Here is a 13,407-nt window from a genome sequence, read left to right on the forward strand (position 1 = left end):
GTCCGTGATCACGGGGGAGCAGGTGGCGCTGATCGCCGCCGGCATCGTCATCCTGATCGATCTCGTCGTGCGCGTCGTCGCCGTCATCGTCGTCCCCCGCAACCGCCGGCCCACCGCCGGCATGGCCTGGCTCCTCGCCATCTTCTTCATCCCGATCCTCGGGGTGCTCTTCTTCCTGCTCATCGGCAACCCCAAGCTGCCGCGCGGGCGCCGCAAGCGGCAGGCCGAGGTCGACCGCTTCATCCGCGAGTCCACCCACGGCGTCGAGCGCGCGAGCGACCCGTCCGGCTGGCCCGACTGGTTCGCGGGCGTCGTGCGGCTCAACCGCAACCTCGGCGCGATGCCGCTGATCGGCTCCAACAGCGCCCAGTTGATCGGCGACTACGAGGGCTCGCTCGCGGCGATGACCGACGCCGTCCACGACGCGAAGCGCTACGTGCACGTCGAGTTCTACATCTTCGCCTACGACCGCACCACGGCCGCCTTCTTCGACGCCCTCGGTGCGGCCGTCGCCCGCGGCGTCGAGGTGCGGGTGCTGCTCGACCACATCGCCTCCGCCCGGGTCGCCGGCTACCGGCAGACGCTCCGCAAGCTCGACGAGCTGGGCGTGCGGTGGCAGCTCATGCTGCCCGTGCAGCCGTGGCGCTGGAAGTACCAGCGACCCGACCTCCGCAACCACCGCAAGATCCTCGTCGTCGACGGCGAGGTCGGCTTCCTCGGCTCGCAGAACGTCATCGACCGCAGCTACAACAAGAAGAGCAACCAGCGGCGCGGGCTCAAGTGGAAGGAGCTCGTCGCGCGCCTCGAGGGCCCGATCGTCTCCGGCCTCGACGCGATCTTCGCGACCGACTGGTACCTCGAGACCGACGAGCCGCCGCAGCGCGACGAGTTCGACGGGGCGTTCTCGCAGCCGGGCGAGGCGCAGGCGCTCGACTGCCAGGTCGTGCCCTCCGGCCCGGGCTTCCCGAACGAGAACAACCTCAAGCTCTTCCTCGCGCTGCTCTACGCCGCCCGCGAGAAGCTCATCATCACCTCGCCGTACTTCGTGCCCGACGAGGCCATGCTCCGCGCGATCAGCGGCGCCACCCAGCGCGGCGTGCACGTCGAGCTCTTCGTCTCCGAGATCGGCGATCAGGCCCTCGTCTACCACGCGCAGCGCTCCTACTACGAGGCGCTGCTGCGGGCGGGCGTGCGCATCTACATGTACAAGGCGCCGTACATCCTGCACGCCAAGCACTTCACCGTCGACGACGAGGTCGCCGTCATCGGCTCCTCGAACATGGACATCCGCTCCTTCGAGCTCAACGCCGAGGTGTCGCTGCTCGTGCGCGGCTCGTCCTTCGTGCGCGAGATGCGTCAGATCGAGGACGGCTACCGTCGCGACAGCCGCGAGCTCACCCTCGACGAGTGGATGAAGCAGCCGCTGCGCTCGACCGTGCTCGACAACCTCGCGAGGCTCACCTCGGCGCTGCAGTAGTTCGTCGCGACGGCCGGATTCGCGCAACTTCGCACACTTCGAGCGAGAAACGCGCACGAATATTGCGATACGCGCCTCCAATCGCATGGTCGCTGCGTGCCAGACTCGAAGCGCGTCCGTTTCTTGATCATCCCCCAAGACGTGGCGCCGCCGGCATCCGTCGACCCGGATGCGGCAGCTCTCTGTGACCTCCGCCGAAGACGAACTGGAGAACAATGTCGTTCCATCAGCTTGCCTCCGGGGTCGGGGTGGCCGCGCTCGTCGCGACCACCCTGTTCTCCGGGTCCCTCCCTGCGCAGGCGGCACCGACGCCGCCGAGTCCGAGCGCGCTCCCCATCACCACGCCCATCTCCCCGCTCGTGGCGCCCCCGGCGTCCTACCCCTCCCAGCTCGAGCTCCCGCTCGTCGCCGAGCTGCCGAGCGACGCCTCGATCGCCCGCGGCGCCGTGCCGTACCACGCGATCGCCCCCAAGCTGAACGCGCTCCAGGCGCAGAGCGACCGCATCTCGGTGCAGGTCGTCGGGCAGTCGGTGCAGGGCCGCGACATCCACCTCGTGACCATCACCGCGCCCGAGACCGCCGAGCAGACGGCGCAGCAGGCCGCCTGGCGCGACGAGATCAAGCACGACGCGCAGGCCGCCGCCGACGACGCCGAGTTGATGGCCGGCTACAAGGTGCCGATCTGGTTCAACGCGAACATCCACGGCAACGAGTGGGAGGGCACCGACGGCGTCCTGCCCTACATCGAGAAGCTCGCGACCGCGCCGATCGAGGAAGTCGGGGCGCTGCTCGACCGGTACCGCATCTACTTCACCGTGACGAACAACCCCGACGGGCGGGCCCTCGGCCAGCGTGCGAACGCGGACGGCTTCGACGCCAACCGCGACATGATCACGGGCGCCACCCCGGAGGCGCGCATCATCCGCGACCTCGTCGGCGTCATCCAGCCGACCTTCTACGTCGACCTGCACGGCTACACGAGCGTGCTCCAGATCGAGCCCTGCGGACCGCCGCACGGCGAGAACTACGAGTACGACCTCTTCCTGCCGCACGCGTACGAGGCCGCGCTCGAGATCGAGCAGGCCGTGGTCGCCGCGAACATCGAGGGGAACACCTACCTCGGCGCCGACGGCCGCCCGACGTCCGAGAACACCGGGAAGATCAAGATCCCCTACCGCGACGTGCGCGAGGGCTGGGACGACTGGCCCCCGATCTTCACGCCGCAGTTCATCGCGTACCAGGGCGCGATCACGAACACCGTCGAGCTGCCGCTCGGCCGCACCAACAACACCGAGACGAACCAGGCGAACACCCGCGTGAACGTCGAGGTCGCGAAGGTCGTGATCGAGACCGCCGTCGACTACGCCGCCGGCAACTCGACCGCGCTGCTCGAGAACCAGATCGAGATCTTCCGCCGCGGCGACGCGGGCGAGCCGCTCCGGACCATCCCGGTCGGCGCCGACCCGACCACCATCCCCGGCCCGGACCAGTGGGCCGAGATCTGGAGCGAGGCCGACCAGTTCACGGCCGAGCTGCCCCGCGCCTACGTGATCCCGATGGGCGCCGGCCAGCGCTCCGACACCGACGCCGCGCGCCTCGTCGACCAGCTCATCGCGAACGGCGTCGAGGTCTCCCGCGCCACCGCCGCCTTCACGGTGGAGGGCGCCGAGGTCGCCGCAGGCAGCTACGTCGTGGACATGCACCAGCCGCTGCGCGGCATGGCGAACGTGCTCCTCGCGGACGGATCGGACATCTCCGAGCGCACTTCGGACATGTACGACATCTCCGCGTGGAGCCTCGCCCTGCTGTGGGGCGCGGACGTGCTGACCGTCGGCGCGACGAACGACGCCGCGCTGCCGGTGGCCGTCGAGCCGGTCGATGCGGCCGCGCCGACCGGTTCGGTGCCGGAGGGCGCGTACCTCGAGCTCGCCACCGCGGGCGCCGCCGAGTACCAGGCGGTCAACGCCCTGCTCGACGCGGGCGTCGCGGTCTCGGCCTTCGAGAACGGCGACGTCATCGTCCGCGGCAGCGACCGGGCTGCGGCCCAGGTGGTCGCCGACGCGTACGGCGTCGCGTTCACCGCGTCCGACGGGATGCGCCTGCGCACCGAGGCGAGCCGCGGGCTCGACCGGCTGACCGTCGCCTACTCGGGCAACCAGGACGACCGGGTCACCCTCCAGCGCCTCGGGTTCACCGACATCCGGCTCGTGACGGCGGCGACCATCGCCTCCGGCGAGGCGGATCTGTCGCAGGCCGACGTGCTCTGGGTGGGCGGCAACCTCGCCTTCACGGGCGGCAACGCGGGCGGAGCCGACCGGGTCGCGGAGTTCCTCGCGGCCGGCAAGGGCGTCGCGGGCAAGGGCACCGCGATCGCGAACTTCGCGAACCAGTTCGGGCTCGTCACGGTGACCGCCACGAGCGGCACGAACGGCTCCAACGGCATCGTCCGCGTGGCGAACGCCGAGGGCGGCCTGCTCGCGACGCATCCGCAGGACACCGCCTTCGTCTACCCCGCCGTCTGGTACACGGGGCTCGGCGAGAACGCGAGCGTCGAGCAGACGTACGCGGGCGAGTCGACCTTCGTCGCCGGCCACTGGCGGGCGACCGCGGGCCGCGGAGCGGCGGATGCCGCGAACCAGGCCTCCGTCGTCACGGCGACCGGCCCGAGCGGATCGCGCGTCGTGCTGTTCGGCACCTCGGTGAACTTCCGCACCCACCCCGTCGGGTCCTACCCCGACATCGCCCGCAGCCTGTTCTGGGTCGGCGGCGACGGGGCGGCGGTCGTCGCGCCGGTCACGGCGGAGGACCTTGTCGAGGAGGCGCGCGGGACCGTGCGCGTCCCGGCCGAGGCCGAGCCGGGCGAGACGATCCGGGTGACCGTCGGCGCCGCCCTCGACGGGGCGGTCGTGCAGACGGTGCTGTTCTCCGAGCCGATGCCGCTCGGCGAGGCCACTGTCGACGGCGACGGCTACGGGGCGACGATCCCGACGAGCGCGCCGCTCGGCGCCCACCGCCTCGCGGTGATCGCCGCGGACGGCACCCTCATCGGCTGGGACGATCTCGCGATCGTCGCGCCCGAGACCGAGGGCCCGGGCGGCGAGAACGGCGGTCAGAACGGCGGCGGCCAGAACGGCTCCGGCACGGGCTCGTCGACCGCCGGCGACCTCGCCGACACCGGCGCCTCCGTCGCGCTGCCGATCGGCATCGCCGCCGGCGTGCTCCTCCTCGGAGCGGCGGCGCTCGTGATCCAGCGGCTGCGTCGCCGCGGGGCGGGCACCGCGGAGTGACCCTCGGGGGCGCGATGCGCGCCCCCGAACGGGCCGTCGCCGGCCGGGGCATCCCGGTCGGCGACGGCCTTCGTCGTTCCCGCGCCGCTCAGGCCCGGCGCGGTGCCGTCAGCTGCGCGGCTTGAGCCGGACGGTCGGCAGCTCGGGCGCCGGCAGGGAGTCGCCCGGGTAGCCGGCGACCGTGCCGAAGCGCCCGTCGGGGTTGTCCCGGCCGATCACCTCGGCCTGCCACTGCCGGCGGAACTCGGCGACCTCCTCGTGGCTGCGGCCGATGAAGTTCCACCACATCACGAGCTCTTCGCCGAAGGGCGTGCCGCCGAGCAGCACGACGCGCACCGGCTCGGCCCCGGCCCGGAGCCGCACGCCCTCGTGCCGGGGCGGCAGGTAGCCGAGCTCGGCGCGCTCGAGCGTCGCCGTGTGCCCGGCGACGGCGAGCGGGTCGCCGCCGACCATCGCCTCGAGGTCCTCGTCCTCGGTCGCGGCGATCGCGAGGTGCACGGGACCGCGGTCGACGAGGATGCCGTGCTCGAAGCCGGCGTCGAGCTCGATCCAGGCCTCGCCGCCGGCCGGGAGGTCGATCTGCGCGGCGACGAGCGGGGTGAACACCGTGACGGCGGCCTCGTCGTCGAGCCCGGGCAGGGTGCCGACGAAGACGCGCACGACGGCGTCGTCGACGCTCGCCTCGCCCACCTCGGCGTGCTCGAAGAAGGGGGCCACGTCGCGCGAGCCGTCGGGCAGGGCGACCCAGAGCTGCACCCCGTGCAGGGTCGTGGTCGCCGGCGTGGACACCTCGGAGTGCGAGATGCCGTGGCCCGCGGTCATCAGGTTCACCGCGCCCGGCCGCACGAGCGCGTGGCTGCCGGTCGAGTCGCGGTGCTCGATCTCGCCCTGGAACAGCCAGCTCACCGTCTGCAGTCCCGTGTGCGGGTGCGGCGGCACGACCATGCCGCCGGTCTCGGCCACGTCGTCGGGCCCGTAGTGGTCGGCGAAGCACCACGCGCCGATCGTCGTGCGGCCCCGCTGCGGCAGGGTGCGCCGCACCGGCATGGCGCGCGGGCCGCCGAGCGGCACGTCACGCGGGCGGAGCACCTCGATCGCGGCCCCGGCGCCCTCGGCGTGGCATCGCAGTTCGACCGGGTCGCGCTCGAGGTTGCTCATGCGAGGCATCCTATGCCCGCCGGATGAGCGGTCCGGCGAGCCCCCAGTGCGCCGCTTCAACCCGGTTCTGGTTAGCCGATAGAATCGGCCTATGGTTTCTTCCACGGGCATCCGTCGTGCGTCGCTGGCCGCTGCTGCGCTGGCATCGGTCTTCCTCCTCTCGGCGTGCGCGCCGGGCACGAGCCCGGTCGAGAACTTCCCGGGCCTGCCCGAGGCCGAGCACGGCGAGTCCGGCCACGAGACCGGCGGCGACGAGAGCGCGCTGCAGGCGCAGTGGCTCGAGCTCGGCGGCAAGCTCGCCGTCACCACCTTCGGCTCCTCGACCTGCCCGGTCGTCGGCACCGACATCAAGGTGCTGAAGCCGGCCGGCGAGGGCAACACGGTCGAGATCGTCGTGCCCGAGCCCGACGCGACCACGCCCTGCACCATGGACTACGTGCCGCACACCACCGTCTTCTGGACCCCGATGAACGTCACCACGACCGAGAAGCTCACGGTGCTCCTCGGCGACGAGAAGTTCGTCCTCCCCATCAAGTAGGGATCCGGGTCACCCGACGGGCCGTCGGCGCTGCGTGCGCCGGCGGCCCGTCGTCGTTCGTCAAGTCCGGTGCGCCCACGGCGAACAGCGCCCCGCGAGCCATCCGCCTTGTTTACGCTCGTTGTATCGATGCCCACACAGCCGGCGTCGACGAGGAGTTGATGATGTTCGAGAGATTCACCGACCGCGCCCGCCGTGTCGTCGTCCTGGCCCAAGAAGAGGCCAAGATGCTGAACCACAACTACATCGGCACCGAGCACATCCTGCTCGGCCTCATCCACGAGGGCGAGGGCGTGGCCGCGAAGGCGCTCGAGTCGCTCGGCATCTCGCTCGACGCCGTGCGCGAGCAGGTGCAGGACATCATCGGCCAGGGCCAGCAGCAGCCCACCGGGCACATCCCCTTCACGCCGCGCGCGAAGAAGGTGCTCGAGCTCTCGCTGCGCGAGGCGCTGCAGCTCGGCCACAACTACATCGGCACCGAGCACATCCTGCTCGGCCTCATCCGCGAGGGCGAGGGCGTCGCCGCCCAGGTGCTCGTGAAGCTGGGCGCCGACCTCAACCGCGTGCGCCAGCAGGTCATCCAGCTCCTCTCCGGCTACCAGGGCAAGGAGCAGGTGCAGGTCGGCGCGAACGAGCAGCAGCAGGCCCAGGGCGGCTCACAGATCCTCGACCAGTTCGGCCGCAACCTCACGCAGGCCGCCCGCGAGGGCAAGCTCGACCCGGTCATCGGGCGCGAGAAGGAGATCGAGCGGGTCATGCAGATCCTCTCCCGCCGCTCCAAGAACAACCCCGTCCTCATCGGCGAGCCCGGCGTCGGCAAGACCGCCGTCGTCGAGGGCCTCGCGCAGGCGATCGTCAAGGGCGAGGTGCCCGAGACGCTGAAGGACAAGCAGCTCTACTCGCTCGACCTCGGCTCGCTCATCGCGGGCAGCCGCTACCGCGGCGACTTCGAGGAGCGCCTGAAGAAGGTCACGAAGGAGATCCGCACCCGCGGCGACATCATCGTCTTCATCGACGAGATCCACACCCTCGTGGGCGCCGGTGCGGCCGAGGGCGCGATCGACGCGGCCTCGATCCTGAAGCCGCTGCTCGCCCGCGGCGAGCTGCAGACCATCGGCGCGACGACCCTCGACGAGTACCGCAAGCACTTCGAGAAGGACGCGGCCCTTGAGCGCCGCTTCCAGCCGATCCAGGTCAACGAGCCGAGCCTGCCGCACGCCATCAACATCCTGAAGGGGCTGCGCGACCGCTACGAGGCGCACCACAAGGTGTCCATCACCGACGGCGCGATCGTCGCCGCGGCGAACCTCGCCGACCGCTACATCTCCGACCGCTTCCTGCCCGACAAGGCGATCGACCTGATCGACGAGGCCGGCGCCCGCCTGCGCCTCTCGATCCTGTCGAGCCCGCCCGAGCTGCGCGAGTTCGACGAGAAGATCGCGACCGTGCGCTCCGCGAAGGAGACCGCGATCGAGGAGCAGGACTTCGAGAAGGCGGCCTCGCTCCGCGACGAGGAGAAGAACCTCCTCGGCGAGCGGCTGCGCCTCGAGAAGCAGTGGAAGTCGGGCGACGTCAAGACCACCGCGGTCGTCGACGAGGGCCTGATCGCCGAGGTGCTCGCCCAGGCCACCGGCATCCCGGTGTTCAAGCTCACCGAGGAGGAGTCGAGCCGCCTCGTCTTCATGGAGAAGGCGCTGCACGAGCGCGTCATCGGCCAGGAGGACGCGATCGCCGCGCTCAGCCGCACGATCCGCCGCACCCGCGCCGGCCTCAAGGACCCGAAGCGCCCCTCGGGCTCGTTCATCTTCGCCGGCCCCACGGGCGTCGGCAAGACCGAGCTCGCCAAGGCGCTCGCCGAGTTCCTCTTCGACGACGAGGCGGCGATGATCTCGCTCGACATGTCGGAGTACGGCGAGAAGCACACGGTCTCGCGCCTGTTCGGCGCCCCTCCCGGTTTCGTCGGCTTCGAGGAGGGCGGCCAGCTCACCGAGAAGGTGCGTCGCAAGCCGTTCTCCGTCGTGCTCTTCGACGAGATCGAGAAGGCGCACCCCGACATCTTCAACTCGCTCCTGCAGATCCTCGAGGAGGGTCGTCTCACCGACGGTCAGGGTCGCGTCGTCGACTTCAAGAACACCGTCATCATCATGACGACGAACCTCGGCACGAAGGACATCTCGGGCGGCCCCGTCGGCTTCCAGATGGAGGGCGACTCGCGCACGGGCTACGACCTCATGCGCGCGAAGGTCAACGAGGAGCTGAAGAAGCACTTCAAGCCGGAGTTCCTGAACCGCGTCGACGACATCATCGTCTTCCCGCAGCTGTCGAAGGCCGAGCTCAAGCAGATCGTCGACCTCTTCATCAAGCGGCTCGGCGAGCGCATGCTCGACCGCGACATGACGATCGAGCTCACCTCCGAGGCGAAGGACCGCCTGATCGAGGTCGGCTTCGACCCGGCGCTCGGCGCCCGGCCGCTGCGCCGCGCGGTGCAGCGCGAGGTGGAGGACCGCCTCTCCGAGAAGATCCTGCACGGCGAGCTCAACTCGGGCGACCACGTGAAGGTCGACTTCCAGGACGGCGAGTTCGTCTTCGTGACGACGCAGCGGGCCCTGCCCGCGAACGTCGGCGTGAACACCAACGCGGCGATCGGCACCGGCTCGGCGACGCCCGACCTGGCGGCCGCCTCCGGCGAGTAGTCCCGCCGGCCGACTCCGGATGCCCCGTGCTCGACGAGCACGGGGCATCCGCCGTTTCCGCCCGTTTACCGTCGGCGAGCCGGGCGGTCCTACGATTGGGCGATGACCGACTTCACGGTGCGCCGGGCGCGCACGAGCGATGTGCCGAGGATCATCGACGTCGTGGAGCCGTTCGTCAGCCGACGAATCCTGCTCGGCAAGGAGCGGGTCGACCTGTACGGCGCGATCCAGGAGTTCCGGATCGCCGAGGACGCCGACGGCCGCGTCATCGGGGCCGGCGCCCTGCACGTGATCTGGGAGGACCTCGGCGAGGTGCGCACCCTCGCGGTCGCCGAGGAGTGGCTCGGCCGCGGCGTGGGGCGCGCGCTGCTCGACGCCCTCGAGCACGACGCCCGCGAGCTCGGGCTGTCGCGGCTGTTCTGCCTGACCTTCGAGGTCGGCTTCTTCGGCCGGAACGGCTTCGAGGACATGGGCGAGGAGACCGTCGACCCCGAGGTGTACGCCGAGCTCGTGCGCTCGCACGACGAGGGCGTCGCGGAGTTCCTCGACCTCGCCCGCGTGAAGCAGAACACCCTCGGCAACACGCGCATGCTGAAGCACCTCTGAGCCCAGCTGGGGGATGCCCCGGCGCGCCGCGTGCCTTCCGCCCGCGCCGCACCGCTGGACGTACCCTGTGGCCATGTCGACGAACCCTGCACCGAACGGGCGGCTCTCGCCCGCGGTGTACCGGCGTCGCCGGCTGATGGTGCTGCTCGGCGTCGTCGCGGTGATCGTCGCGATCGTGCTCGTCATCGTGCGCCCGGGCTCCAGCCAGGGCGACGAGAAGACGGCCCCGCCGGCGGCGAAGACGACGGATTCCCCGGCCAGCACGGCCCCGGAGACGGTCCTCCCGACCGAGGAGACCGCCGCCGACGGCGCCCCGTGCGACCCCTCGCAGGTGCTCGTCGAGGCGGTCACCGACATGGGGCAGTACCAGGCGGGCGAGCAGCCGCAGCTCTCCGTGTCGATCACGAATACGGGCAAGAACGTCTGCGTCTTGAACGCCGGCACCGCCGCGCAGGAGTTCACCATCAGCAGCGGCGACGAGGTCTACTGGCGGTCGAGCGACTGCCAGAGCGACGCGATCGACGCACAGGTCTCGCTCACGCCGGGCACCCCGGTCAGCTCGGCCGTGCCGATCGTCTGGGACCGCACCCGCTCCTCGACCGACACCTGCACGGGCGCGCGCGAGGCCGTGCCGGCCGACGGCGCCTCGTACCACCTCGAGGTCACCGTGGACGGGATCGCTTCGGCCGAGACCAAGCAGTTCCTGCTGTACTAGGGGGCGAGCCTCGCGGCGCAGAAGGGTTCAGCACTGGGCCGCCGCAGCAGCGGCGCCACGGCCAGGAGGGTGAGGGGATGCGCGTCGTTGCAACCGTCCACGCCGAGCCTCGCCAATCCATCGGGTCGCCTTCCTTCCGAGTGCACTTCTGGGAGCGCACCTCTGCCGAGCGCGCATGGAACCTCGACGCATTCGTCCTGATCGGCGCCCGAGACGTCGGCGAGGTGCTCCGATGGGCCGAGGAGCACGCTCGGGGGCGTCACCTCGAGATCTTCGTCGAAGGAGATGAGCAGCCGGCGAGCCGGTTCGATGTCCCGCGCACGGCGGCCTTGCTTCGCCTGCTCGGGAGTGACCCGAATGAGGTCGCCTCGACCGCGACGGTGCCATTCGTTCGAGCGGAGGGGAAGCCGCATCGGCCCTGAGTCGACTGTGCAGCGGTATCTCTGCCGCTACAGCTCGCCGAGGATGCGCGCGCGGGTCTGCTCGTACTCCGTCGGGCTGATGCGGCCCTCGTCGCGCAGCCGGTCGAGCTGCGCAAGGCGCTCAGCGGGGCTCGGGGCCGGGGCGACCGGTGATGCCGGGGGTGCGCTGCTGCGGGAGACGCGCACGACGACGAGCACGATGACCGCGACGATGGCGAGGGGCACGAGGACCATGCCGAGGACGATGAGCGCGTGCCAGCCGTCGAATCCCATGAACATGGCACGAGCCTAACGCCGGCGGGTCAGCGGTCCTCGATGCGCAGGCCGAGCTGGGCGGCGAAGTGCTCGGCGAGGGCGGCGGCCTGCTGCGAGTCGATCGTGGCGCCGGCGAGGCCCTCGAGGCTGCGGATGGCGCGGATGTCGAGCCCGCGCAGGTCGACGTCCTGCATGGTCGTGCGCGTGACGACGAGCTCGCCGACCGTGCAGTCCTCGAAGGCGACCCGGGCGAGGGTGGCCTCGCCGAGGTCGAGCTCGTCGAAGCTGCAGCCCTGGAAGCGGACGTCGCGCAGCTCGGCGGCCCGCAGGTTGACCCAGCCGAGCTTGGATTGCTCGACGACGAGCGAGTGCAGCTCGGCGTCGTAGAGCTCGGCGGAGCCGATGCGTGAGCCCTCGATGCGCACGTCGCGGAACGTCGCGCGCGCCGCGGAGAAGACCGGGGCGTTGAGCCGCTCGATGCGCGTCTCGAGGAAGCGGGTGCTGCGGAAGGAGGCCTCGTGCGCGTGCCAGCCGACGAGCTCGCACTCGGAGAACGTCGCGCCGGAGAAGTCGCCGCCCTCGACCTCGGCGTCGACGAAGCGGAGCCCCTCGACGGTGCGCTGCGGCCCGAGTTCGCCGGGATCGCCGGGCTGAAGGTCGTCGAGGCGGAGCGGGTCGATCTGGGGCGCACGGGTGGGCTTGGGCATGGCTGCACGCTATCGGCCGCGACCGACATCCCGGCCGGGCGTGCGTCCGCGCGCGGCTACGCTGGAGGCATGGCAGGCACGGGCAAGAAGAAGGCCAAGGAGCCCCTCGAGTTCCGTTCGCAGGCGCTCGCGGAGGCGCTCGAACGGCAGGACATGGCGGCGGTCGCCCTCGCCCTGCGTCACGGCAACACCGTCGTGCCGCTCGTGAAGCCCGGCCCGCGCGACCGCCCGCTCGACGGCGGCGAGGTCTGGACCTACCGCGATCCGAAGACCGGCGAGGTCGCCCTGCTGCTGTTCAGCGACGCGGCGCACAAGCCGGCGAACCTGCCGCCCGCGGTGGGGCTGCAGAGCCCGGGCTGGCTGCGCAGCTTCCTGAAGCGCTACGAGTCGACGATCACCACGGTGTTCCTCGACATCGCCGGGCCGCACCCGATGCAGGCGCCCCCGGGCGAGCTGCTGCGGGCGCTCGAGGCGTAGCTCAAGCCGCCGCATTCGAGGACGAGCGCATCCGCCGACGAGCTCAGAACGCGGCGTCGAGCTCGCGCTCGCGGGCGCCCTTGGCGGCCAGCATCGCGCGTTCGACGGCGGCGCGCACACTGCCCGCCTCGACGTCGAGGATCGAGGTGTAGCCGAGTCGGCGGGCCTCGGTGGCGCGCTGCGTCGCCGCCGCGACGGGACGCACCTCGCCGGCGAGACTGATCTCGCCGAAGGCGGCGAGCTCGTGCGGCACGGCCCGGTCGCGCATGGCCGAGGCGATGGCCACGGCGATGGCGAGGTCGGCGCCCGGCTCGACGAGGCGCACCCCGCCGACGGTGGACACGTAGACGTCGTGCTCGCCGAGCGACTTGAGCCCAGCCCGCCGCTCGAGCACGGCGAGGATCATGGCGACCCGTGAGGGGTCTACGCCGTTCACCACGCGACGCGGCTGCGGCGCCTTCGTCGCGACGACGAGCGCCTGCACCTCGACCGGCAGTGCCCGGCGCCCCTCGAGGGCCACGGTGACGCAGGTGCCGCTCACCGAGGTGCGGGCGCGGCTGAGGAACAGGCCCGACGGATCGGGCACCTCGGCGATGCCGTCGCCGGTCATCTCGAAGCAACCGACCTCATCGGTGGGGCCGAAGCGGTTCTTGAGCGCCCGGACGAAGCGCAGCGAGGTCTGCCGGTCGCCCTCGAAGTGGCACACGACGTCGACGAGGTGCTCGAGCAGGCGGGGACCGGCGATCGTGCCGTCCTTCGTGACGTGACCGACGAGGAGCAGCGGCAGATCGCGCTCCTTCGCGACGCGGATGAGCGTGGAGGCCACCTCGCGCACCTGGCTCGGCTGCCCCGGCAGGCCGTCGACGAGGGAGCTCGCGACCGTCTGCACCGAGTCGACGATGAGCAGTTCGGGGGAGACCTCGTCGATCTGCCCGAGCACCGTGGCGAGATCGGCCTCGGCGGCGAGGTAGAGTTCGTCGTGCAGGGCGCCCGTGCGGCCCGCGCGCAGCCGCACCTGGGCGGCCGACTCCTCGGCGCTGACGTAGAGCACGCGGCGGCCGCCCGCGGCGAC

Annotated in this window: 12 protein-coding genes; 8 read left to right on the top strand and 4 right to left on the bottom strand. The window is 71.4% G+C overall.

The window, feature by feature from the left end; translation table 11 throughout:
- The first annotated feature begins 7 nt into the window (after positions 1 to 7).
- Complete coding sequence (gene cls / locus IEY71_RS01870) at positions 8 to 1,477, top strand: cardiolipin synthase (protein ID WP_189085029.1); 1,470 nt, start codon at positions 8 to 10, stop codon at positions 1,475 to 1,477.
- 215 nt (positions 1,478 to 1,692) lie between these two features.
- A complete protein-coding gene (locus IEY71_RS01875) occupies positions 1,693 to 4,764 on the top strand; it encodes a M14 family zinc carboxypeptidase (RefSeq protein WP_189083613.1) in 3,072 nt (1,023 codons plus the stop codon).
- Between the two features lie 108 nt (positions 4,765 to 4,872).
- Here IEY71_RS01875 and IEY71_RS01880 read toward each other — a convergent pair whose 3' ends face one another.
- Positions 4,873 to 5,922 (bottom strand): pirin family protein, encoded by a 1,050-nt coding sequence (locus IEY71_RS01880; RefSeq protein ID WP_189083614.1) that lies wholly within the window; start codon positions 5,920 to 5,922, stop codon positions 4,873 to 4,875.
- A gap of 91 nt (positions 5,923 to 6,013) precedes the next feature.
- Between IEY71_RS01880 and IEY71_RS01885 the strand changes: the two genes are divergently transcribed.
- The 5 genes from IEY71_RS01885 (at position 6,014) to IEY71_RS01905 (ending at position 10,896) form a co-directional block, all read left to right on the top strand.
- Complete coding sequence (locus IEY71_RS01885) at positions 6,014 to 6,460, top strand: hypothetical protein (protein ID WP_189083615.1); 447 nt, start codon at positions 6,014 to 6,016, stop codon at positions 6,458 to 6,460.
- 164 nt (positions 6,461 to 6,624) lie between these two features.
- Positions 6,625 to 9,153, top strand: a complete 2,529-nt coding sequence (locus tag IEY71_RS01890; protein WP_189083616.1) for an ATP-dependent Clp protease ATP-binding subunit — start codon at positions 6,625 to 6,627, stop codon at positions 9,151 to 9,153.
- A gap of 102 nt (positions 9,154 to 9,255) precedes the next feature.
- Positions 9,256 to 9,759 carry an amino-acid N-acetyltransferase gene (locus tag IEY71_RS01895; RefSeq protein WP_189083617.1) on the top strand — a complete coding sequence of 168 codons (504 nt, stop codon included), beginning with the start codon at positions 9,256 to 9,258 and terminating at the stop codon, positions 9,757 to 9,759.
- A gap of 73 nt (positions 9,760 to 9,832) precedes the next feature.
- Entirely contained in the window at positions 9,833 to 10,474 is a 642-nt protein-coding gene (locus IEY71_RS01900; protein WP_189083618.1) for a hypothetical protein, read from the top strand.
- Positions 10,475 to 10,551: 77 nt separating this feature from the next.
- Positions 10,552 to 10,896 carry a hypothetical protein gene (locus tag IEY71_RS01905; RefSeq protein WP_189083619.1) on the top strand — a complete coding sequence of 115 codons (345 nt, stop codon included), beginning with the start codon at positions 10,552 to 10,554 and terminating at the stop codon, positions 10,894 to 10,896.
- A 27-nt stretch (positions 10,897 to 10,923) separates the two neighbouring features.
- On the opposite strand, the gene IEY71_RS01910 is transcribed toward IEY71_RS01905, so the two are convergent.
- Both IEY71_RS01910 and IEY71_RS01915 read right to left on the bottom strand, forming a co-directional pair.
- A complete protein-coding gene (locus IEY71_RS01910; RefSeq protein ID WP_189083620.1) occupies positions 10,924 to 11,175 on the bottom strand; it encodes an SHOCT domain-containing protein in 252 nt (83 codons plus the stop codon).
- Between the two features lie 23 nt (positions 11,176 to 11,198).
- Positions 11,199 to 11,858 (bottom strand): pentapeptide repeat-containing protein, encoded by a 660-nt coding sequence (locus IEY71_RS01915; RefSeq protein ID WP_189083621.1) that lies wholly within the window; start codon positions 11,856 to 11,858, stop codon positions 11,199 to 11,201.
- Between the two features lie 69 nt (positions 11,859 to 11,927).
- Here IEY71_RS01915 and IEY71_RS01920 point away from each other — a divergent pair, with 69 nt between their 5' ends.
- Positions 11,928 to 12,335: a dehydrogenase gene (locus IEY71_RS01920; RefSeq protein WP_189083622.1), complete on the top strand. Its 408-nt coding sequence runs from the start codon at positions 11,928 to 11,930 to the stop codon at positions 12,333 to 12,335.
- Between the two features lie 43 nt (positions 12,336 to 12,378).
- Here IEY71_RS01920 and IEY71_RS01925 read toward each other — a convergent pair.
- Positions 12,379 to 13,407 (bottom strand): DNA repair protein RadA (locus IEY71_RS01925; protein ID WP_189083623.1); only part of this gene is annotated, 1,029 nt, incomplete at its 5' end.

It is taken from the genome of Agromyces mediolanus, from assembly GCF_014648575.1.
Taxonomy (GTDB): domain Bacteria; phylum Actinomycetota; class Actinomycetes; order Actinomycetales; family Microbacteriaceae; genus Agromyces; species Agromyces mediolanus.